The sequence below is a fragment of the Pseudoalteromonas umbrosa genome (assembly GCF_030125375.1).
Lineage (GTDB): Bacteria > Pseudomonadota > Gammaproteobacteria > Enterobacterales > Alteromonadaceae > Pseudoalteromonas > Pseudoalteromonas umbrosa.
In genome coordinates this window covers 859,561-882,092 of the sequence record NZ_JASJUU010000003.1, presented here as the reverse complement: position 1 = coordinate 882,092, position 22,532 = coordinate 859,561, and the positions used below count along the sequence as shown (strand labels likewise).

Sequence of the window (22,532 nt, the reverse complement as noted above, 5' to 3'; positions counted from 1 at the left end):
TTATTCGTCCTTGATCTGAGTATCTACATCGGCTTTGCCGCCTGATGCAAAACGGGTATTCAGTCGAATGATCTCACCGCTTTTTAGCTCTGCACGAATATCAAAGCGGATCACGCAATTATGTTCTTTAATCTCCACTGGGCGCACAACAATATTGGCAATACGTGGCTCGTATTTTTCTATGGTTTTTTTTACTTCGTTGGCCAACGTATGTTGTGAATAAGGCAGTCCCTCGTAAATATCTTCTACATCGGGTAAACCATAATCTTCTAAGTGCCCCAACACACCGCGCCGTGCATTGAGCAACTGCGTTAGATGTTCACACACGCTCAATGAGCGCGTCGCTGTTTTATTGGGGTTATATGCTTGTTGTTGAGACTGCGCCAACAGATCAAATAAAGCCATATTGCGTCACCATGGAGTTGTTTAAAAAGAGGCAAAGCACTGCTTTGCCTCTGATGAGTGGTCTTAACGACCCTCAGTCCAAGAATCAGAAAACTCAATGTTTCCGTCTAGGTAAGTCCAGGTGATACGCTTATAACGCATGTTCACTTTCTCAAGATGCGGATAACGCTCTTTGTCCAGATCTTTTACGTTGTGCATGGTTGGCGTAATAGATGTGATCTTTACATCTTCAAGTGTGTGGCGGAAATACTCGCGCTCAGTACCAGTGTCATCAATACGGTACCACTTAAGCTCTAATTGCTTTAGTGTTTGACCATTTGAACACGCTTTGTACAAATACGGTGTAGATGCATCCACAGCTTTTGTGATGATGAAAGGTTCGTGCTTACGAGTCCCTGTTAGCTCTCCTGTGTCATTGTCCGTTGGGATACGGAGTTCATGGTCAAAGTGTAAAATTTCAATTGACCCTTCACGCTCAGCCACAGTTACTGAACCTTTTACTTCATTCCCTTGGTCATCCTTTAACCACAAATACGCTGGAATTGCCATTTCTATATTCTCCTTTTAATATAAGTTGTTTCCTGATAATTAATGGCATCGCTCTAACACCGCCTCGGCTGTGTTAGATCCCAAAAAAAGCGCCACGCTTCATGCCAATTTGGGAACATGTCCTGGGTTGGTTGCCGCCAACCCAGGGCAATTTCTACAACTAGAGATACCTACTTCCCTGCAAATAAGTATGTCTAGATGCACACTTTGCCGAACAAGCCAATTAACAACGATGCAATCTGAAAAGCTTGATAGAAAGCGGCTATGCCGCTTTCAAATACGCTTCACTGAACTCATGTCTGGTTTTCATTTCTCACCAGGCATTTGCCCCACCAGAGCTAGACGTACATCAATGCCTTCAACTTGGAAGTGCGGCACCACATAGGTGCTGACTCGGTAATAACCTGGGTTACCAGGGATCTCCGCAACATTGACCTCAGCATCTTTCAATGGGTGTGTCGCTATCAACGACTCATCAGGGTTGTTCATCTTAGTGACTAAGGCGCCCAACCAATCATTGAGCTGCTGCTCAAGCTCATGTCTTGGCTTGCTCGAGCCGATGTTTTCGCGCTGTAATACCTTCATGTAATGAGCAATGCGCGACACCAAGTAGATATAAGGCAAACGTGAGTTAATACGAGCGTTTGCAGAGGCTTCTGGCGTTTCATAAATCTGTGGCTTTTGCGCACTGTTTGCCGAAAAGAAGCACGCAAAGTCAGAGTTTTTATAGTAACTCAGTGGGATGAAGCCCTGATTCGCAAATTCCAACTCCTTGGTTTCGGAGATCAGGACTTCTGTTGGGATCTTGGTTTCTTGACCGCGGCCCGCTTCAAATGAATGCAGTGGTAAATTCTCTACGCGTCCACCTGATTGCGGCCCGCGAATGTTCACTGACCAGCCATTTTCGTGGAAACTGCGGATCACATTGGCTGCAAAAGCAAATGTGGCATTACCCCACAAATAACGCTCATGATCTTCGCTGGTCACTTCTTCTTGGTAATTAAAGTTACGAATTGGGTTTAAATCCCCATACGGTAAGCGCAGTAAAAATCTCGGGAACGCAAGACCGATGTAACGTGAGTCTTCAGACTCTCTGAAATTTTTCCAGCGCTGGAACTCCGCACGTTCCATGTAAGAGCGTAAGTCTTGGATCTTAGACACTTCTTCCAATGAATCTTTCAAGAAAAACTTCGAGCCAACACTGGCTAAAAATGGGCAATGTGCGGCCGCAGACACGCGCGAGATCTCTTGTAAAAGGGAGACATCCGGTGCTGAGCAGTCAAATTCAAAATTCGACACCATGGTTGAAATTGGCTCGCCCCCAGGCGTGTCATACTCTGCGGTGTAGACCTGTTTGTATAACACAGACTGTGTGGTATCTGGTGACTCTTCAAAGTCATCACGCAAGGTTTCTTTATCCACATCTAACAACTCAACTTTAACGTTGGCATTATTAGGACAGCGATTAATTAAATAGCGTAAAGAGCGCCATGCCGATTCAACTTTTTGAAAGTTCTCATGGTGTAAAATCTCATCTAACTGCTCTGAGATAATGCGGTCAACTTTAGCAATGTAATCATCCAATAGCAGCTTATCGATACGGGATACTTGCTGGCCATCTGAGCTTGCCATGTCTAAAAAGACGTTGATGGCCGCGGTTAAACGCTCATTGGTATTGGTTTCAGCCAAGTTATTCGCATCTCTGAATGTATCTATGCTAATCTCACTGCCGACCGGATCAATATCCACTAAGTCACAAATGGCTTCATACGTAGAAACCGCTTCGATTTCTTCTGCGCGTGCAGCCACATTTAGGTTTTCTTGCATATTCATAGGGTGTCCTTACTCCTGCGGTTGCTTAGGCTGCTTATCTTGTTCAGAGGCAAGCGGTGCCAGCTCATCCAATTTCGCCTTGAGTTCATCGAGCTCAGGTTTGCTCTGTAAGATGCGCTCTAACTCTTTTCTCAGTGATGAGTTATCCAATAGGTTTGATTTCAAATCCCGTAACAAGTTACGCATCGACATCATTTTGTTGAGCTCAGGTACCTGTGCGGCAACCTGCTCTGGGTCAAAAGATTTAAACTCGTCAAACTTTAAGTTCACGCTGATATCGCCATCGCCTGCAATGCGGTTACGCACCTGAAATTGTGCCTTGGGCGAGATATCTTTGAGTACTTGTTCGAGGTTATTTTTGTCGATCGAAATACGTTCACGTTCAGCTAAGTCAGCGTCGTTTTGACCATTTGAATAGTCACCAACGACCAGCACTTTCATTGGCAGCTCACTTTTTTGTGTGGCGCCATCCGTGTCCAGTTCTAGCGCGATATTGATCCGCGCTCTGGGTATTTCTTTTTGAAATGTATCTGTCATGCTCTTCCCTATTGTTACTCTTTACGCTTTCCATAAAGAAAGGTCATCGTATATCGATTTACACCCAGTCGATCGCTGAGCTCACTTTGGTTACCAATAGCTGCGACTCAATGGCAGCCACTTGTAAATCAAATTCATCTCCTTGCGTTTGAGACATCTCCTCAAAGCATTGCTTGGCATAGCGCCAAACGTCCATTGCAAAATCCTCTTGCCACAAATCAAGGCGATGGGTTTGAATATCTGACAGCAATTGCTGAAAAATCGGCACTGCTAAGCTGGCTCGTTCGGCTCTCAGTAGCAGTCGCCCTTGATGAAGGCGCGCACAAGCTTTATCAAAGGCCGTGCTCATCGGTTGGGCATCTATCAGCTGCAATGCTTTTTTTAGCTCGTTATTATCTACCAGCTTTTGTGCTTCACTCATCGCCGCCTGCCACTGCTGCTGGCCAGCGTCTTGGCTTTGTCCGCCTTGAAACAGCGCGTGTTCTTGAATGCGCTCACGATTTGCCGCGCTGCAAAAGTCACTGCCGTCTTCATATTTCAGCTGCAACAATTTAGGAAATTGCTGTGCAATTGCCGCTAATTGCAGCTCCAACCAGCCTTTTAAAGTGGACTTTGATAACCCAGCCAACGCATCCAAGGTGAACTTTTGTAAGTCCAAATTAAAATGCATGGCCCCTTCCATAAACAGCGCCTCTGCTTTTGCCAGCGCTTCGGAATATTCTTCGTTTGCCAACGCGTTTTTTATTGGTGCAAACGCGGTTTCTCGCGGTGCGGGCAAGCGTGTTTTTAAATTATCGTCATGAGGCGGTAAGGCCAATGCGCCCCAGCGCACTGCGCGTGCTAAGTGCATAGCTCTTGGCCAGTTTTGCTGCGCTCTGTCATGCTTTAGCAAGGTGCGAACCTGCGCCATATAATCGCTGTCTGAGTCTATTGCTTGCGTTGTCACCTTAGGCGGTACCACAATAGGCTCTGCGGCCTTGGCAGCTACCGCCGCTGGCTCGGGGTCAGCGACAGGCGTTGGCTGCGGCTGCTCTTGCGTAACTAGTTTTGGTTCGGGTTTAGGTTCTGGCTTTGGCATCGGCTGACTGATCCTGCCTTTTTCACACCACGCCCCTAAATCTGCCAAAGGGCCAGCTTGGTCATCTAAAAATGGCACAACCTCTTTGGCATAAATTTGCAATATTTCATCGAGTGTTTGCCAATGCTCAGGGGTCGTGCCGCCAATGTTATCTGCCACACTGAGCAAACGCTGCTGTTGCTGTAAGAACCACGTATGCACCGATGCCCGCGCTCGCGGCTTTTCAGGATACAAAGCATTATCAAACTGCTTTACCAAGTCATTAAACAGCCTCAAACTGGGCAATAAACCATTGATCCCAAACTCTTGTGTGGCTGCTAAACACAAATAAGATGCCACCCGTAAATCTTTGGTTTTTTCAGCCAGTAACTTACTCGAGATGATAAATATCTCTTTAAAATCAACTTCTGACGCGCCTGATGACGAGGCTTTCACACATTTAAAGTCATCGTCGTAGCGCACATCTTCACCGCACTTATCAGGCTCAAATTCGCTCAGAAGTGCGCTGCTCCATGCTTGCCAAGACGGATAACCATGTGGTTGTGTCATTACACTTTGCTCCAGCTACGCAAGGTATCAAACACACTCATATTGGTGGCTTTTGCCAGCTCTAAAGCTTTGCTTGATAACGGCTGATTGTCATTGAGCTTGGTAAAATCCATCACCGTTGAGCCTGTTGCTAAATCAAGCCAAACCGATGCAAAAAAAGAGGCAGGCACCGGCCGGCAATACACCACCAAAGATGCTGAGCAGCTGAGCTGTCCAAAGTTATAAAAGCACCAAGGCTGCCAATGATTATCTGCCACTGTATTGGTGATCAAATGCAGCCAAAATGCGACGACCAGCTTGCTGTCATCACCCAATTGTGGCATCGGTAACTTGATCCCAAATTGGCTGCGTTTGCAGCCCTGTGCCGATAAGCCTTTAAGCGCATGCATCAACTGTTCAATAAGTGCGCCGCGCTGCTCCACAGTCGACAAGCCCAGTGCAAACCAGATGCGCTCAATGGGTTGCTTTCTTAGCGCTTCCATCGAAGTATTAAAGTCCAATTCCTGATCGCACATCTCACCCAAAGGCTGTAACTCATGTGCTGTTTTTTGCATCATTTCTAAAGAGCTCGCACTTTTGATCAGCTCATGATTTAAAATTAAAGAGCGAATAATGTTAAAGCGTTCATACAATAAAAACGCAGGATGCGTTTTAAAGTCCGCATTACTACACAAAATAAATGAGCTAAATGGATACTGCCTACCGCTTTTGTCTTGGCTTGGCTGCAATACTCCCATCATGCTGTTGTCAGCCTCACCACCAGCAATAAAAAACAGCGTTGTCAATTGGTCGTCAAAATGGCTGTCGCCTTGCAACGCACTGCGGCACACATGGGCGTAGCCCTCTTGCAGCCAATGATCCATGTTGATGACTTCACGCGAGTCTACGTGATACTTCACAAAATCGGCTTGTATCGGGCTTTTGCCCATAAAGCCAAAAGGCAAGCTCACGGGTACCTTGTTGGGTTTTTTATTGGAAAAAAAGCTGAACATACTCATCCTTTACTGCACCTGCTTTGCTGCTTGACTGGCCAGTTGCACACGGCCTGTGAACAAGGCTTCTGGCAAGGCAAAAGACGACATAAAGTACTTGCTGAAGATACCGCTATTGCGACTAGATTTTAGCGCTACTTGTACCTGAATATGTTCAGGAGCTTCGCTGCTTTCTTCTTCAGGCAATAGCAACTCCCACGTCGCCATATACTCTGTGCCTTTAACCCATTTAACACGCGCTTCGTTGAGTATTTTCAATAACGCCCATGGGCCGTCTTTTTGGATCTCGATCCGATTGCCTTTGCGATCCATGCCATAGATGGTGGCCTTTTCTGCCCCTGTTCTTGCGGGCCACGTAAATCTGCGCCACTCTTCCGGTTCGTTGCGATAGCGATAGCTTTGGTCGCTGTAACCTATATAGGTTTCACGCACACCGCGCTGCGCAACAGGCATCATTTGGAAACTGATCCCCACTTCAGAGCCCTCTCTTGGGAACAATGAACGCGTTACTTTGCGTGCCTTGGTCAATTTATCCAGTACGGGCTTGTCAAAACCAAGGCCGATGCCATTCCAAGTTTTTTCTACCCACACACCGCGTTTAAGCTTTAAAAACGGTGCCAAGTTTGCATCCATAAACTCCCAGAAAATACCGGAGTCGCGATTAAGTAGCTCAGAGATGTCCTCAACTGCGGCATCTGGCCCAGTTAAGTTAAACGGGTATTTACCTTTGAGGTTGTCCTTGTAGCTGATATACACATTGTTGTACCAACGGTCGTTCAGCTGACTTCTTGCTTCGTTCATTACGGTTTGCACACTGGCTAATAGCGGCGCTTTTAATAGTCGCTCCAGCACTTGCTTACTGTCTGGGTCAAGCGCTCTCACTTGGCTTTCTACCACCACCCATGCACTTTGCAATGCGTTCTCTTTGTCTTCACCCGTTAATAGCGAGCGTGAAAACTCCATCGCCATGAAGTCATCATCATTACTGGCTGCGATGTCTTTGATATCCGAGTGGAAGGCACTTAATGCACCTAAATATTGCTGCAGATAATCTGAGATCTGTGCCTCTTCAGAGACTGAGGTATAGCGTCTTAAATCCGCGAAACGCTGTGCCAATTCAGGTACTTTTTTGCTGCTTAAGCTTTCAAGCCCTTTACTGTTGCCAAGCAAGGTATCTGACTTCACTTTATCAATGATTTTCTCACTCACACCACTGAGCTTTTCAGGCTCTTGTAGCGGTGCATTACTCAAGTTAATGTTGGCGTCTATGGCCTTCATTAAATCCACCAGAGGCCCTTGCGTAGAAGACAATTGCCCTAATGTTAGGCTGGCTGCGTTGCTGGTATTAAATGGTCTTACTTCAACTGCATTGATGAAATCAAACCACGCCGTGGCGTACTCTTTAAAATATAAAGCCCGAATAGCGCTGGCCAGTTCATTGGCTTTGGCTTCATCAATGGCGCCTTCAGCACCTGCTTGCTCAGTCCCCATCACCCAATCACCAGAAAAAGCAATGTTTGCGCGACGCTTTATCTCGCTGTATACCTCTGATTGCCATGCCTTTTGAGTAAAGACATACGGCACAGTCAACTCACTTTTCAAAAAGGTTTTATTATTTTGGCTCATCATTTGATCGAGCGTCAGCTCAGGGTTGGAAACGGAGACTTTGTCCTTGATCTGCCCGTAAATCACATCAGGCTGCGGATCTGTGGTTAAGTTGGCTCTGGCCTGTGCAATGAGGTGCTCCTGTGACGCCCATACATCTAGCCCTGGCGCTTCAGTGTCTTGGCGTAATTGTGCGATGTAAAAATTAACCAAAGCACGCATTTTCTCTGTGGTTTGCGCCGTTTCATCCGCCTCGATATCCAACTCTAAGCGCTGCGCCACCATGCTCAAAATGGCATTGCTTACAAACGCATGATCTAAACGCGCAAACTCATCACTCATCATCAGCTGAAACTTCATCAAATTGTAATAGCTGTCTCGCAGCTGCGGTTCGACACGTTTGATCACTTGTTCTTCAGCCATTTGCAAGTCTTGCCACTGAGTGTGTGAACTGGCTAAAGCCGTTGCAATTTGCTGTGCTGCAGGTCCACCAATTAATGATTGCACGCGCTGCTGCAAGATATGTTTTATCGGTGCCTTGGTGGTGTCAGCTGAATACACACCCAATAGAAAGTACCAAGGTAACTTCTGCTCATACGCCTCGAGTGTTTGGTAGTGTTCAAACAACGCCAACACAGCATTAAACTGCTCAACCTCAGATTGATGTTCCACACTGGTGGCAATCACGTGCTTACTCAACAGCTCACCGGTATCAAGCAATTGCGTGTTATGGGTGTACGAGTTAAACAACAACCCCGACATCAAGCCAATCGCCGTGATGCTGGTACAGATTGCCAAGCCTTTGACCCATTTTTGTATCTTGCGCTTTTTGCGGTTGCCTTTAGTGAGGTCTTGCAATTTAAACATCACTTCATTGAAGACTTTATTGACAAAAAATGCGCTGGTTAAACTTTGCTGACGGTACTCAAATAACACTGAGCGGAAGGTCGCCAGTTTGGTTTTAGAGCTGCGCTCAATGGGCACCCCTTCTTGCGTGCCTGAGGTAAAATAGACGCCCGCAAACCAAGGGATCTCTTGGAATGGATTTTCTTTGAATAAGATCTCAACAAACTCGCTGACCTTATCAGATGCCGCTTTAAACTGATTAGGAAAGTCGTAAATAAGCTGTTTTCGCTGGGTATCTCGCTCACGCGTCATCTTGACTAATCGCTGCTGACACAAGCGCTGATACATACTTTCCATTTCAGCATTAAAGGTGTCGCACGCTTCATCGCTGGTTGGCGTTTGATTTTTATCCAGCAAGTAAGCGCCCCATGGCTGTAAGCGTTCTTGCTCAGATAGCTCGTTAAAAAACGGCTCAAACCCGCTAATCAAATCAGTTTTGGTAAACACGATATAAATCGGGAAAATAATCCCAAGTTGGTTGATAAGTTCGTCAATACGAGTGCGAATTTGCTTAACATGGTCTCGTACTTGTTCTGTATCTGAAGTTAAAATATCCGCAATACTGATGGCGACCATCACACCATTGATGGGTAATTTAGGACGGTTTTTCTTAAGCAATTTTAAAAACGACAACCACTGCTCTTTGTCGCTCTCTTCAGTGGTATAGCGGCCTGCCGTATCAATTAAAATCGCTTGATCTGAAAACCACCAATCACAATTGCGCGTACCGCCAAAGCCCTGAATATGCATTTGATTCGATTTAGAATAGGGGAAATGCAGTCCAGAATTGGCAAACAAAGTGCTTTTACCGGTCGCAGACGGGCCGATTATCATATACCAAGGCAGCGCGTATAACGCCGTATTACCACGATATCCAGCGCCGAGGTGAGACGCCTTTAATGCAGCCAGAGCGTCTTGCATCTTTTCTTTTATTTCTGCCACTTCCGCTTCAGAGCTGGCATTGTGATTAGCCAGTTCTGACGCCAACTTATCACCAGAGCGCTTTGCCCACAGCCAACGCACAAACAGCACCAGCATGAAGACGACAAAGATGCCGCCCATCAGCCAAAGTCGCTGATCAACGCCACCTAAGCCAATGAAGCGGCCGCCGAACCAAGCCAAGCTCAATAAGGCAAAAAGTCCTATCCATTTGGCTGTTGCCCGTGAAGAAAAGAAATTAAGTAAGAGGTGAATTAAACCACTTTTATTAACTGAACCCGCCATAGCACTACCTAATATTCCCTGTTTTTTCTAACTGCGTTAATACAGCAACCTGCTGCTCAAGCTCAATAAACTGCTCGTCTGCTTTGCCTTGCAAATATTGGTGAAAGCCTAAATACATCAACAGCAACACTGCCACGGTGATACTGAAGATCACCCAGTAAGGAAGCCTTCTGCCCAATTGCGTCACAACATGCTCAGCAGGCATGCAGGTGTCTGATAAATTCAGTGGTACTTTGCCTGATAACTCTTCCAACTGGGCGCGCACATCCAACATCAGGGCTTTAAGCTGCTCTACACCCTTAATTTTATAAACCCCTTCAAAACCCAGCTGCATACAGACGAAATACACTTCGATAACCGCACGCTTGCTGGCACCGGCTTGACGAATATGAGTCAGCTTTTCAAAAAATGCTTCCCCAGCTCTTGAATTACCAAATAACTCAAGCTGCAGAGGACGAGCCATCCAAGCCATTCTTGATTCCATTTCAGAGGCCATAATTTGCTCATCAAGATACGCTGTGAGTGCAAATTTAGCTTCTTGCATGTCACTTGCGGTGATCCCATTGGCGTAACAATCTCGCTCAAATTCATCAAAGGCATTCAGCGCTTGCTCACGCAATGCCTCGATGTCTGTTGACTGGCAACCTCCTTGCCTGACCGAATGCACAATGTCTAGCACGGGCGAAATACAGGCCAATAATTCAGTGTGTGTTGATGTCCTTGTCATAACCGTCATTCACTCCTATTTGGTCACGCTCACCAATTCAATTTGCACGCTTTGCAGGCTGTACGGCACAAAGATACGCAGTGAAAGCTCTTGTTTTATTTGCGCCCATGCCGCACTAGAGGCATTGATCTTGAAGTATTCATAGCCACCTTTGAGTGACACCTTGCTGGGAGGTCTTTGGCAATGGGTCAGCTCAGCGCCGCCTAGAGCTGATGCGATCAGCATTTCAATTTGTGACGATGCCGCCACTTTCACTTGGTCGGCAAACAACTCTATCCACTGTGTTGATTCGTGCTCAAAGAAAGCCGCTAAATAAAACTCATTATTTCTAAACTGATCGGCTTCAAAGCCAGTGACTTCAAACATCGAATCAGAGAGCTTTTCAAGAGGTAAATTAGCGGAGCGCTTGGTACTAATGCTGCCGATAAGCTGTTGTATTTGAGATTCAAAATAGCCAAAGATTTGCCCCAAATTGTCATGCTGATAAGGCGGTATATCTATCTGCTGTTCTGCTTCAAAATGCGCCAACTGAGTCAGTAATGTACTCAGGGTAATGTACATGTCTTCTGGATGGGTATACTGGGACAACAGTAAGTGGTTCAGATAAGGCATATTTGCAGACATGGCTTGTAGCAGCATAAATTGCTTTAAATCACTGGGACCAAAATCTTCTACGACGCCCATCTGTGCGCGACTTGATTGCAGCGCTTGATACTTGGCGTTTAAAATATTACCTGCGCTATTTAGCCGAGAAAATGTCGGTGCATGGACACGCACGTTAAGTAGTGAGGGCACAAAATGTGTATCAAATGCAAACTCGCCTTGCTCATTGGTTATCACCTTTGCACACTGCAACTGTTCAATAAAGCTTTGGCTGGATGAGCTTTCAATTAGCATTAGTTTGGGCTTGGCCACCATGACCTCTTTGCCTCGTGCAGGATCATGCTCATCTTGTAGTTCTACAAATTCACATTGGTAGGCACTGAGCTGGCCATTTTGCGGATAACCTTTTATGTCACTCACTGCGTGATTGGTTGCCAGTGCTAAGCTCAGCGTCACAGATTGCTGACCGTCATCGAGCTCATAAGTGAGCGCATCTGAGTCAGTAAAGGACATTTCGATTAACCGGCCACTTTTAAAAATAACACTGACAGCCAATAGTTTAACCACGCCTTTTGCTATGGCACTTTCATCGAACTGCAGGCGATAGAATCCATAAGGCACTCGTTGCGATAAACGACTGCGCGCAGCCATTTCACTTTGCAAATGCTTATCCAAGTGCTGAAAGTGCTGCTGACTCAGCATCACACCTTCAGCCCACACGGGTTTAAAAGACAGGTTATCGAATATCATGAGCTAGTCTTCCGCACCCGGTACATACAACGCATTGCTTTGGACTTCGATATCAAGCGACGTTGATAGTGGTACTGGCCAATCGTTTAGGTCGTAGTAGGTGCGCCATTTACCATCGGTGCGCTCACGAAATAGCGCAACAAAGCCAACATACTTGGCAGAGTCAGCTCTCTCAAAATTGATTTTTAGGCGTTCAGAAGGGTTAATGGTGCGCTCTTCAACCGTGATCAGAGAACTGGCCAAAATAGACCTATCTTCTTTCCAAAGTTGTTCAAACGTCGCATTTCTAAAGGCTTGTACGTCAGTGAGCTGATACACCTTCAACACCACTGGCAATGGCTCGTCAAACTTATTTAAGTTTATGTTATCGGTCGCCTGAACATCTAATTTAACCTGAGTCGTCATACATGCAGACAAGCTTAGCAGCGCCACAAAACAGACAATCAACCTCGCCATGATTTTATTCCTTGTAGTGAATTACGTAAGTTTTTTATTTTGGCGTAGGTGTTCACAACTGCGAATGATGTCCATTGAAGTGCAGCGGCATGAATGACCTTAAATAAGCAAGTTGCCAATCGTCTTTGCTTATACACCACGACTAAATACCTATCCTAGATATCAACACCAATGCTTGATTAAAATCAAAAAGCAGTAATAAAGAATCATTTATTGTTAATTTATTGATTCAAAAATTACCCACATTTGTACCCTTGCCAAAAATCGACACAGACAATACATAAAATAAATCTCCAGATCAAACCATTTAATCAAAAATAAAATATTTGATTAACAAAAATACGTACTTTATGATCAAAAACAAACATAAAGCATGAGATAAACTCATATTAAAGCGCTAAAAATAAAGTTTTAATCCGAATTTAAATTACATAAAAGTTACAATTAACTGAAACAAAAATGAAAAACTTCAACGATTAAGGATAGAGAAATGGCACAAACAAGGATGCAGATATATGGACTGAGTCATCAAGCTATTGTTACAAAATTTGAATTAACTTCATGTATTAATGAGTTTTTTTTATCAAACGCCAAAATAGAGTCCAAACTCAAAATTGATAATGATTTAGTACTAGGAAATGCTGTTACTTTTGAAACAATACATAAGGATGGTAAGAGTACATTTTTCACTGCAACCTTGAGCGATTTTTCAGCTCAGCATGTGCACTCGCAGCTGTACCAATATCAGCTCACGCTCAAACCTAAGCTCTCAAGGTTAGTCGACTCCCACCACAGCCGCATTTTTGTAAACTCCGATGTACGCTCTGTCATCCAGCAGCTACTGACTCAAGCGGGCTATCAAGCCGATCAGATTGATTGGCGGCTGTCACACCCTCTCCCTTTTGAAAAAATCAGAGTGCAGCCCCTTGAGCAAGACCACCAGTTTTTACTTCGAACCTTGCAGCAATATGGACTGTTTTACTGGTTTGAGTGCACTGGCTTAAACGAAAAAATAGTGATCAGTGACAGCAATCTCAACGCGCCCTATGTCAATCGAACTCAGTTAAAGCTACGCAGCAGCGATGGCATGGAGCGCAATAACACCAGTCAGCATGTCGGCTTTTTTGAGTTTAATCGAGAAGTTGCATGGCATTTGGAGGGCAGTCAAGTTCACCAATCCACCAGCCCACCAAGCACAGGAACGAGTGTCACAAAAAATTACTTTGAGCCCAATTTAAATGCACAAAGCACTGTCCAGTTAAGCACTGATTTTGAACTCTCCGCACGAGCTAAAAATGATGTGCTGCGCCTCACAGGTAATGTGCCAGACGCATTACCTGGGTATTCATTCTCACTGGTATGCAATGCCATTGGCCAAATCAGTGGAGATTATTTGTGCATTGAAGCAAAGCACATATTCAGTGCAGGTAGCAGCGAAGAGCCGGATAGCGCCCGTCATCATTGCAAGATTACCTGTATTCCTCGTAGCAACCCGTTTAAGCTACCCATCCAACCAAATTTACCAAAACCTATGGTATTTCGCGCGCACGTCGTCACCGAGCAAGCTGGCGATGACCCGACTCAAGTGGCCCTAGATAGCAACGGGCACTATAACTATAAACCCCAATATGCAGAAGATATTTCTGTTGTGCCGCACGCAATTAAAGCACTCACACGCTATGCTTGCAGTGGCCAAGCTCAAGCCACAGGTTGGCATTTTCCGCTCTTGCCGAGCAGCCAAGTACTGATAGGTTGCATCAATAACGATCCGGACAATACCTTTATCATGGGGTTTGCCCCGGACCAGCAGCAAACAAGTTTGGTCACCAGTCAAAATGCTGAACACAATATCATGCAAACGCGCACCGATAACCAACTGCTTTTAGATGACAATGAGCGCACACCTAAGGTACTGCTCAAAACCCTCAATGGCGAGCAGCATATCGAGCTAAACAGCGATCGTAGCGCCCCTTTTATTCAAGTAGCCGCTCAACAAGGCGCAATGACGCTGATCAGTGCTGATGACTTCACCATCCAAAGTGATAACCGCATCCAAATGCAAGCACGCGCAAGTGCGCAGATCAAATCAAAAAAAGCCGTCGCTATGCGCACAGATAGAAGTACCATTGAAACGCACAGCAATAGCACTCAAAACCTTACCGGCAGTAAAATAGAAGCCAGCGCCAATACCCATAGCAGTATCAAATCAGGGAAACATATAAACTGCGTCATTGGACAAGACTGTAACCTTGAGAGTGTCGGTGGTATTGTGCTCTCAGCACCTAATGGTAGCCAAGTGATCCACGGTGATGATGGTATCACCATACGCGGCCTTGGTATGGGTACGCTCGGTCTGTATAGCCAAGGCGCTTCTATCACCCTAGATACCAGCGGTAATATCGATATTATCGCTTCAAAACTACTGACGTTAAAAGGTAAGGCCGCAACCATACTAGATGGACCGGTAGAGTATGACTTTGAATCACCGCAAAGTCCTTCTGAGTCTGAAGAACCCAGTATTTCTGATGTCGAAGATAATAGCCGCGTCAGTATTCGCGATATTTAAACCAATGCGGCACAGGGTGCCGCCATTATATTTCAGTTTGAAAAGCTGCCATATCCACCAAAAAAGAAATGGCTTGAGCTTGCGTCATTTGCTCCGGATCGAACTCTGTTTGGCCGTTTTTTCGCAGTAACTCATAAAAAGACTCAGATCCCCCCGCATAGCCCATTTGCCACTTTGCAAATGTGTGTTCAGACACTTCGTCATAGCTAATAATAGTGGCTTCTTCATGTCTCGGATCGTCTGCAATATCTAAGTAGAGCTCATTTACCGTTTCTCTGTCTCCCTCGAGTGCTTGTAAAAAAAACTGGTTTTCAAAACACAGCATGCCACACACCTCTAATTCGTCGTTATTCGAGCGCGCGGTTTGCAAAATATTGCGTAGATCCGACAAACTCATACTACGAGATGCCTGACTGTAATAGACCAATCTCACTAGCTTCATATCCATACACTCCTAGTCTTCTTCATTGAACATGCCATTACACAGAAAGTGTAATCATTGGCTATAGTTATCAAAATTACAAGGCAAGAACCGCAACGATTATGGAAAGACAACAGCAGAGCGTTTTACACGTTGGGCCGAATTCTGACGCCCTTGATGCGCTATTAACTCAACGTAATTATCAACTCGAAGTCACCGATAATCTCAGAGCATGTAAAAAGCTCATCCGCAAAAAAAAGCCCGGATTAATTATTTTTAATGTTGAAGACAAGGACTCTGAGGCGCTGACCGAGCAAGTATTGGAATATGTACGAATTGGCTGCCAAGACAAAGACTTAATCTTCATCGTTGCACATCCTCCAGCACGTATGCCAGACGCATTAAGCTGGATTGAAAACTACGATATTTCGAGCTTTATTAGCTTATCTCCCGATAAAACTGAATTTAACTTAAGCGTGATTGAGCGCAATCTCAAAGCTTGGCAACGCTTAGAGCAAATCAATGCCCAACACAAAGCTGAGAGCGATCTGTTGATGAGTGTGGCGCATTTACATCGTAATAATAACGATATCAACGAGGTTATGCTGACCTTTATGCGTTCATTGGCCAATATAGCCTGTGCCACAACCCATTGCAGAATAAAAATAAACAACCAAAACGAAGGCGCATTAAGCCATGTTTGGCCTGAACAACCAACGCTGGAACAGGTGTTGTCCGGAGTTTTCGCTCTACCAGCCTTACCCGCTTATTTAGCGCGCTCTTTAACTGAGAAAAAGCCCCAAATAGATTTATTGCCAAACGACGATGCATTTCAACCGCTCAATCAATTACTTGGAACAAAGCTCAGCAGTTACTTAATATTTCCCATTGTTGTATACGATAAAGTCCTTGAAATGATGGTTTTTTTTATTGATGAACAGGCCATGGAATCTGTCTCCATGCGGCAAATTGATGTGGTAAGCAAAGCCGCAGAGCAGCTCACTATTTTACTGGAAAGAAAAGAGTCGGAAAGACGTCTGAAAAAACAGTGTACCCGCTTAAAAGAAGCGCTTCTTGAGCTAAAAGAAACCCAAAACCAACTTGCACACAGCGAGAAAATGGCCACCGTTGGCCAATTTGCCGCGGGCATTGCCCACGAGATAAATAACCCCTTGTCGTCGGTATTAAGTAACTTTGGTTCGATGGACAATTACCTTGATAGCATCCTCAATCTACAAAATTTACATGATCAGTTTTTAAGTGCCGTGGAGGGCGGAAATCAGCATGTCGGCGCAAAACTAAAAAGCCAAATCACAGATTATCGAGGCCAATCAGACATCGACTTTATTTATGATGATATTCGCGAGATCGTTGCTCAATCGCAAATGGGCTTAAGCCGAGTCAGTGACATCATTAAAGATTTGCAGTCATTCACCGTTGTGCAAAATCAGCATCACTGTCAGCTCGACATCCCAGCTATTTTGAATCAAAGCTTGTCATTGCTTGAGAGTCATAATAAGTACGATATTGTGGTTGAGATCAACTTAACACACACCTGCCAACCCGTTTCTAACTCTGGATTTGTACAACAGATTTTAACTAACTTACTAAAAAATGCGTTTCAGGCAGTAGAACAGAGTCAACCTGAATCCCCCTATGTAGCAGTCTGTACACAAGAAGCTGATGGCAAGCTACTCATTACAGTAAAAGATAATGGGTCCGGCATACCGCAGGATATTCAAGATAAAGTGTTCGATCCCTTCTTTACCACAAAAGAGGTTGGACAAGGCAGTGGGCTTGGCTTGTCTGTGAGTTACAATTTGAGCAAGCGTTTAGGTGGCTCCTTATCTCTCGCTTCTACTCCAAACGCACATACCGTGTTTGTTTTAGCGCTACCTATAAACTAAAAAGCGCCTGTTAGGCGCTTATTTACTTATCCGCCCTTTGGTGGGTCTTGCGGGCGATCCTTTGGAATAACAACGGCACCACCACCTCGGCCACCGAACACATTAACAAGAGCACATTTTGATATAACATTTTGTTTTTGCATAACTTACTCCTTTAAAAGACAACGGAACCATTTCCGTTACATTCAAGCTAACACCTAAAAAAGGTACAATAAAGTCATAAAATGTAAGGATTTTTTATACTTGTGAAAAAATGCTACATTTCATCTATGCAAAGTTACTCACAAGGTAACGAAACACTCACCACAACCCCTCGATCTGTACAATTACGAAACGCTAATTTGCCTTGATGTGCTTCAACAATTTCCCGACATAATGCCAGACCAAGCCCTGTTCCAGCATGTTTGGTCGAATAGAATGGCAGCAATGCATTTTCCAATACTTCTGCAGCCATTCCTGAACCAAAATCTCGCACTGCAATGGTCACACTTTGCTGCTTTTGCTCAGTAAAGCTAACCTGCACTAATGGTGCACCTATCAGCTCACTCTGCGCTTCATGAGCATTTTTCAAAATATTAATAAGCACCTGCTCTAGTTGATGCTCATCTGCAACTACCTGCTTTAAGGGAAGCGCCGTAGTGAGTTCAAATGGATATAATGCGTTTAATTGTTCAACTAAAGCCTGCCAGTTAACAGGCTTTTTATTCGGCATTTTTAGTTTTGATAACTCGCCATAGCCTTTAATAAATTCATTAAGGTGCCCAATACGTCGAGAAATAGAACTAAACACTCTATCCAATCTTGGCTCAGATAAGTTTTGAGCCAATAATTGACCGGAATGACACATGGAACTGATCGGCGCAATAGAGTTATTTAACTCATGGCTAAGTACTCGGATCACTTTTTTCCACGTTTGTACCTCTTGACGCCCAAGTTCATGGGTAATACTTTTTAACAAATAGAGCGTATGGCTTGCTTGATGAATACGAACACTGGATTTAGCCAAGTGCCAAGCTTGCTCATCACCGTGTTGATCTTTAAGGGTAAAAATACTCTCTCCGCTATTTTGCAAGGCTTGCGCAAAGTCATCATCTAACGTTTCACTGATATCATGCCAACTGTGGCCTAACAAAGAATTCCCTTCTTTAAACATGAGTTCGGCGGCGCGATTGGCAAAAATAATTTTATGATCAGGGCTGACTAGAAACGTGATAACTGGAGAGGTGTTGAGCACTTTATCAAGCAACATCTCACGTTGATAAAGGTGCTGACGCTCTTTTCTTAGTTTCTCAGTGCATTGATTGAATAAATTAAACACACGATCATAAGTTGGGTCATTTTTGGGCGCGATGCTAACGGAAAAGTCACCATCAATCAGGCTCAAAAGTCCCTGTTCAATACTGCGTTGAATATTGGCCTGAGTTTGGTTATAAACATGGTACAAATATCCGATAACAGTAAACAGTACCATACCTAAAATAAGAAATATCCAAGGGTATAACGGCCCATAGAGTGCAGCGGCTATGGTAAATACCAGTTGACCAATAAAAAGCAAAGCAATCACTTTACTCATCATGCTTTTCCAATTTGAACTTTTCAATACGACGATACAATGTTTGACGACTGAGGCCTAACTCTTGTGCCGCATGCGCAATTGTCCAGTTATGCTTCTCGAGTACCTGCTGCATGTGCTCTTTTTCACTCAATGCTGTTGTTTGCTCATGTCCTTGAAAAGCACTGACGTCCACTTGATTTTTATCTGCAAAAATTAATGCTCGTCGACAGCTATTTTCCAGCTCTCGAACGTTACCAGGCCATGTTTGCTGCATTAAAAAGTGCTCTGCTTCTTTGGTAAGCGTATGCGCCACACCAATGAAGTGTTGAGCCAATGGAACAATGTCTGCTTTGCGTTTATTGAGCGGTAAAATTTGCAGTTCCATTCCGTTGAGGCGATAGAATAAATCTTCTCTAAACGCGCCGCTTTTAATGTCGAGCAATAAATTGGCGTTAGTCGCACTTATCACTCGTACATCTACCTTTTGCGTCACATTAGAGCCCAATCGCTCAAATTCACCGGTCTGCAACACACGCAATAGTTTCATTTGGCCTGCAAGTGGTAAGTTGCCAATCTCATCTAAAAATAATGTGCCGCCATCGGCTGCTTCGAAACGCCCTGCCCTTGCTTGATTTGCGCCGGTAAACGCGCCTTTTTCTGCACCAAATAATTCGGCCTCCATCAGTTCCTGTGGGATAGCGCCCATATTCACTTTAATAAAAGGCGCATTCGCACGCTGCGATTTTTGGTGAACAAAGTCAGCTAACTTTTCCTTACCTGAGCCATTCGGGCCGGTGATCAACACGTTGATATCCGCAGCGGCCACCTTAGTCGAGGTAAAGATAAGCTCACTCATTTCACGACTTTGATAAATCAATTTGCACTCAGGGATAGGCGCAGCTCGTACTGAGATATTTTCTTCGATAGCTTGTAATAATTTCTTATCATCCCAAGGTTTAGGGAGATAGTCTGCGGCACCTGATTTGACTAACGTTATCGCCGTTTCTAATTGGCTCCAAGCGGTGATGATAATGATGGGTAAAGTGGGGTTTAGCTCTTTTAATGTACCAAATAACTGCTTTCCCTCATCTCCTGATGTGGTCCCTTCGCTGAAGTTCATGTCTTGAATGACCAAATCCACTTTTTGTCGAGAGACGGTCAAAATGGCATCTTTAACGTTAGTGACTGTCAATACAGTGTAATTGTGAATACTCAGCAATAAATCTAACGCATCTAAAATATCAGGGTTGTCATCGACAACAAGAATTGTGTTCATAACCATTTAAATACCATGTAGTGACCGTTTTAACAGGTCACTACATGTCTTTCCTTCATTTTTATAACGTGCGGGTTGCAACCACTGGCGCTATTTTTGTTGTTTTCCATGCAGGCAACCAAGTTGCCGCAGTACCAGATATAAACACGATAATAACACAAGACAAATAACTGATAACATCTGGTTTTGGTATCACAATGACTTCTGCCAATAACATATTCACTGCAATCACACTTGCGACCCCAAGTAGTGCGGCAATACCACTGACCAGCCAATTTTCGCTCAACACATAGATTAATACATCCTTTTTCCGTGCGCCCAATGCGCGTCTAATACCAATTAAACGCTTTTGCTTAGACACATGAAAGTGTGCATGGGCAAAGCAACTGATCATGGTCACCAATAACATCATCCCGGTCAGCAAACTAAATAAGGTTGCCAAACTGCTCGACTCTTTAAAATAATCACTGTGATGTTCTTCCATGGTCAGGATCTCTCGGATCTCTCGTTCAGGGTGTACTTGCTTAATGGCCTCAGTGATCGCCGTTTTAGTCTTTTGTATATCACCTGAGGTGACTTTCACCATATACATTAAACGCATTTGAGAGCGAGCCATATTTCTATACATGAATATGCCATGATGTGGGTATTTACTCGAAGGCCTAATTGCAATATCCGACACCACGCCGATCACTCGCCCTTCAGAGGTATGCTTGCCAACCGCGCTTTCTCCCGGATACAGTGCTTCAGCTAAGCTACGAGTTAAAATGATATTGGCTTCAAATTCATGATTCTCTAAATAGCCATGTGTTGCATTATCATCAAGCGTAAAATCACGCCCAAGTTGCATTTGTGCGCCGAGTAACTCAAAAAACTGCTCGCCTACATAGTACATTGGCACACCTGTAAACTGCCTTTCTACTGGGGCATCTTCGGGTTGATTTACATCTTCAATAGAATGGAAGTTACCGCCTTTCATCAGCGGCAACTGGTTGGTAAAACTCACCGTTTCAACCACATCAAGTTTATTCAAAGCCGCCATATCTTCATCTATCACAGACAAGAAGAAATTGGCATCTAAAAAGGCTTCTGAGGTTGGACGGACCTGAAATACCAATACATTTTCCATATCAAAACCCACATCTCGGGCTAACTTTTCATTGGCCTCAATACTTAACAATAAGCTGTTACAAGCCAGCCCTATGGTTAAAACAAGTTGGAAAATAAGCAAGCCTGTTGCAAATTTACGCAGCAACATAGATTTAAATAATGCTTTTAGATTCATCGTGCTACTCCTTACTTCAAGATGCTAGCTAGCGGCGTACGTGCGCCCTGCACAAGCGGATAAATGGTACTTAACAGGCAGGAAGTCAGTGCCACCCCCACACCAATCACTATCATGTGTAGCGGCAATTCTGCTACCGGGGCTAAGTCTTCAAATAACTGACGGTACAAAGCCAATAAACTCATGGCCAACACCAAAGATACCAAAGCACAGGTGATCCCTAAAATCACACTCTCTATCACGCCTTGATAGAACACTTGCTTGCGACTGGCGCCAACCGCTCGACGCAAGTTCGCTTCAAATTGCCCAGCCTGATAGCGAGATAACATCAAGCTGTTGGCATTAAAAATACACACCAGCAGAAAAATACCCGTGGCAAAAGTAAACGCTAAAAGGTCTTTATTGACTACTTCGTTCTCATCTAACCAAGCATTAACATCATAAAGTCGGTTATCCACTTCATGGCGGTGATTGCCTTTCTCTTTTTGCTGCTGCGCATAGCTATCGATAAAGGTTTGAAAAGCTAGTTGCTGCTGTTCGTCTATCAGCTCAACAAAGGTCTGAATGTAATACGCATTGATCTGCCTTGTTTCACTCAGTACTGAGTAGCTATCTGTCGACAACGCTCTTGCATAGATGGCCCAGTTATTGTCTATAGCCACTTCAATAGGCACAAACAAATCATCCGTCTCATCAAATGCTTTTCCTTCAGAGGCATGATAAAAGAGCGGTCTCATATGCCAAGGTTTCAACACCCCGACAATGTTATAAATTTTACCTTGCAGCTCTACTTGTTTGCCGACACTATTCTCGCCACCAAATAAGGTCATGTTGAGCTTATGGCCAATCACAACCTCTGTACCATGCTCATTTTCCCACGCTTTACCATGGGCAAATTCGGCGCCCATCATGTCAAAAAATGAGGCGGTGGTCGCTCGCGTACTACTTGAGTAACGTGTCAAATCATCAGAGTCTGCACGGCGACTATAGACATGAGTTGCATAGTGCATGGTTGCATTTTCTGCGACACCAGCATCCAGTATTGCTTTTGCATCGCTGTATCTGAGCGTGTGCATGCTACCAAAGTTATTCGTTGACCCTGCGTAAGTATTCATATTCACAATGAATATTTGATCACTTTTACCGGGTATAGGGTCTTGTGACATCAAAGACAGCATAGACAAATTAGCCAACAAGGTGCCGATCCCAATCGACAGAGTTAAAATAATCAGGGAAAAAAACAGCGGTGTGCGTTTAAAGTTGCGCACGCATAGCTGCACATAATAAGAAAACATATCCATGTTTACC

The 22,532-nt window shown here is 44.4% G+C and carries 17 protein-coding genes; 2 read left to right on the top strand and 15 right to left on the bottom strand.

Annotated elements, in window-relative coordinates:
- The 10 genes from tssE to tssJ all read right to left on the bottom strand — a co-directional run bounded on the left by tssE (position 1) and on the right by tssJ (position 12,214).
- Complete coding sequence (gene tssE / locus QNM16_RS13675; RefSeq protein ID WP_039610626.1) at positions 1–405, bottom strand: type VI secretion system baseplate subunit TssE; 405 nt, start codon at positions 403–405, stop codon at positions 1–3.
- A gap of 63 nt (positions 406–468) precedes the next feature.
- Positions 469–954, bottom strand: coding sequence for an Hcp family type VI secretion system effector (locus QNM16_RS13670; protein ID WP_039610625.1), 486 nt, complete (start codon positions 952–954; stop codon positions 469–471).
- A 306-nt stretch (positions 955–1,260) separates the two neighbouring features.
- On the bottom strand, positions 1,261–2,787 hold the full coding sequence (gene tssC, locus QNM16_RS13665) for a type VI secretion system contractile sheath large subunit (RefSeq protein WP_039610624.1): 1,527 nt from the start codon (positions 2,785–2,787) through the stop codon (positions 1,261–1,263).
- Between the two features lie 9 nt (positions 2,788–2,796).
- Positions 2,797–3,324, bottom strand: coding sequence for a type VI secretion system contractile sheath small subunit (tssB, locus tag QNM16_RS13660; RefSeq protein WP_039610623.1), 528 nt, complete (start codon positions 3,322–3,324; stop codon positions 2,797–2,799).
- Positions 3,325–3,382: 58 nt separating this feature from the next.
- The gene (locus QNM16_RS13655; RefSeq protein WP_284021006.1) at positions 3,383–4,951 is read right to left on the bottom strand and encodes a TssA family type VI secretion system protein; all 1,569 of its coding nucleotides are present in this window, start codon (positions 4,949–4,951) and stop codon (positions 3,383–3,385) included.
- Positions 4,951–5,943 (bottom strand): type VI secretion system-associated protein TagF, encoded by a 993-nt coding sequence (tagF, locus tag QNM16_RS13650; protein WP_284021005.1) that lies wholly within the window; start codon positions 5,941–5,943, stop codon positions 4,951–4,953. The genes QNM16_RS13655 and tagF overlap by 1 nt, the downstream gene beginning before the upstream one ends.
- Positions 5,944–5,952: 9 nt before the next feature.
- Complete coding sequence (gene tssM / locus QNM16_RS13645) at positions 5,953–9,678, bottom strand: type VI secretion system membrane subunit TssM (protein WP_284021004.1); 3,726 nt, start codon at positions 9,676–9,678, stop codon at positions 5,953–5,955.
- 4 nt (positions 9,679–9,682) lie between these two features.
- Entirely contained in the window at positions 9,683–10,405 is a 723-nt protein-coding gene (gene icmH, locus QNM16_RS13640) for a type IVB secretion system protein IcmH/DotU (protein ID WP_063364458.1), read from the bottom strand.
- A 15-nt stretch (positions 10,406–10,420) separates the two neighbouring features.
- The gene (gene tssK, locus QNM16_RS13635) at positions 10,421–11,758 is read right to left on the bottom strand and encodes a type VI secretion system baseplate subunit TssK (protein WP_284021003.1); all 1,338 of its coding nucleotides are present in this window, start codon (positions 11,756–11,758) and stop codon (positions 10,421–10,423) included.
- Positions 11,759–11,761: 3 nt separating this feature from the next.
- Entirely contained in the window at positions 11,762–12,214 is a 453-nt protein-coding gene (gene tssJ / locus QNM16_RS13630) for a type VI secretion system lipoprotein TssJ (protein ID WP_063364381.1), read from the bottom strand.
- Positions 12,215–12,704: 490 nt separating this feature from the next.
- On the opposite strand from tssJ, the gene QNM16_RS13625 reads away from it, so the two are divergent.
- Positions 12,705–14,780 carry a contractile injection system protein, VgrG/Pvc8 family gene (locus QNM16_RS13625; RefSeq protein WP_284021002.1) on the top strand — a complete coding sequence of 692 codons (2,076 nt, stop codon included), beginning with the start codon at positions 12,705–12,707 and terminating at the stop codon, positions 14,778–14,780.
- A gap of 25 nt (positions 14,781–14,805) precedes the next feature.
- Here QNM16_RS13625 and QNM16_RS13620 read toward each other — a convergent pair whose 3' ends face one another.
- Positions 14,806–15,222, bottom strand: a complete 417-nt coding sequence (locus tag QNM16_RS13620) for a BLUF domain-containing protein (protein ID WP_046357754.1) — start codon at positions 15,220–15,222, stop codon at positions 14,806–14,808.
- A gap of 101 nt (positions 15,223–15,323) precedes the next feature.
- Between QNM16_RS13620 and QNM16_RS13615 the strand changes: the two genes are divergently transcribed.
- Positions 15,324–17,108 carry a sensor histidine kinase gene (locus tag QNM16_RS13615; protein WP_284021001.1) on the top strand — a complete coding sequence of 595 codons (1,785 nt, stop codon included), beginning with the start codon at positions 15,324–15,326 and terminating at the stop codon, positions 17,106–17,108.
- Positions 17,109–17,385: 277 nt separating this feature from the next.
- Here the strand turns inward: QNM16_RS13615 and QNM16_RS13610 are convergent, their stop codons facing one another.
- From QNM16_RS13610 to QNM16_RS13595, 4 genes are all read right to left on the bottom strand, one after another.
- Complete coding sequence (locus QNM16_RS13610) at positions 17,386–18,684, bottom strand: sensor histidine kinase (RefSeq protein ID WP_284021000.1); 1,299 nt, start codon at positions 18,682–18,684, stop codon at positions 17,386–17,388.
- A complete protein-coding gene (locus QNM16_RS13605) occupies positions 18,674–19,939 on the bottom strand; it encodes a sigma-54-dependent transcriptional regulator (protein WP_284021229.1) in 1,266 nt (421 codons plus the stop codon). Before QNM16_RS13605 ends, QNM16_RS13610 begins: the two co-directional genes overlap by 11 nt.
- A 61-nt stretch (positions 19,940–20,000) precedes the next feature.
- Positions 20,001–21,224, bottom strand: coding sequence for an FtsX-like permease family protein (locus tag QNM16_RS13600; protein WP_284020999.1), 1,224 nt, complete (start codon positions 21,222–21,224; stop codon positions 20,001–20,003).
- Between the two features lie 11 nt (positions 21,225–21,235).
- Positions 21,236–22,525, bottom strand: a complete 1,290-nt coding sequence (locus QNM16_RS13595) for an ABC transporter permease (RefSeq protein WP_284020998.1) — start codon at positions 22,523–22,525, stop codon at positions 21,236–21,238.
- Positions 22,526–22,532: the final 7 nt, after the last annotated feature.

Excerpts from the sequence above, each read along its gene's own strand:
- tssE (WP_039610626.1), bottom strand. The coding sequence starts at position 405 with ATGGCTTTATTTGATCTGTTGGCGCAGTCTCAACAACAAGCATATAAC.
- QNM16_RS13670 (WP_039610625.1), bottom strand. The coding sequence starts at position 954 with ATGGCAATTCCAGCGTATTTGTGGTTAAAGGATGACCAAGGGAATGAA.
- tssC (WP_039610624.1), bottom strand. The coding sequence starts at position 2,787 with ATGAATATGCAAGAAAACCTAAATGTGGCTGCACGCGCAGAAGAAATC.
- tssB (WP_039610623.1), bottom strand. The coding sequence starts at position 3,324 with ATGACAGATACATTTCAAAAAGAAATACCCAGAGCGCGGATCAATATC.
- QNM16_RS13655 (WP_284021006.1), bottom strand. The coding sequence starts at position 4,951 with ATGACACAACCACATGGTTATCCGTCTTGGCAAGCATGGAGCAGCGCA.
- tagF (WP_284021005.1), bottom strand. The coding sequence starts at position 5,943 with ATGTTCAGCTTTTTTTCCAATAAAAAACCCAACAAGGTACCCGTGAGC.
- tssM (WP_284021004.1), bottom strand. The coding sequence starts at position 9,678 with ATGGCGGGTTCAGTTAATAAAAGTGGTTTAATTCACCTCTTACTTAAT.
- icmH (WP_063364458.1), bottom strand. The coding sequence starts at position 10,405 with ATGACAAGGACATCAACACACACTGAATTATTGGCCTGTATTTCGCCC.
- tssK (WP_284021003.1), bottom strand. The coding sequence starts at position 11,758 with ATGATATTCGATAACCTGTCTTTTAAACCCGTGTGGGCTGAAGGTGTG.
- tssJ (WP_063364381.1), bottom strand. The coding sequence starts at position 12,214 with ATGGCGAGGTTGATTGTCTGTTTTGTGGCGCTGCTAAGCTTGTCTGCA.
- QNM16_RS13625 (WP_284021002.1), top strand. The coding sequence starts at position 12,705 with ATGGCACAAACAAGGATGCAGATATATGGACTGAGTCATCAAGCTATT.
- QNM16_RS13620 (WP_046357754.1), bottom strand. The coding sequence starts at position 15,222 with ATGAAGCTAGTGAGATTGGTCTATTACAGTCAGGCATCTCGTAGTATG.
- QNM16_RS13615 (WP_284021001.1), top strand. The coding sequence starts at position 15,324 with ATGGAAAGACAACAGCAGAGCGTTTTACACGTTGGGCCGAATTCTGAC.
- QNM16_RS13610 (WP_284021000.1), bottom strand. The coding sequence starts at position 18,684 with ATGATGAGTAAAGTGATTGCTTTGCTTTTTATTGGTCAACTGGTATTT.
- QNM16_RS13605 (WP_284021229.1), bottom strand. The coding sequence starts at position 19,939 with ATGAACACAATTCTTGTTGTCGATGACAACCCTGATATTTTAGATGCG.
- QNM16_RS13600 (WP_284020999.1), bottom strand. The coding sequence starts at position 21,224 with ATGAATCTAAAAGCATTATTTAAATCTATGTTGCTGCGTAAATTTGCA.
- QNM16_RS13595 (WP_284020998.1), bottom strand. The coding sequence starts at position 22,525 with ATGGATATGTTTTCTTATTATGTGCAGCTATGCGTGCGCAACTTTAAA.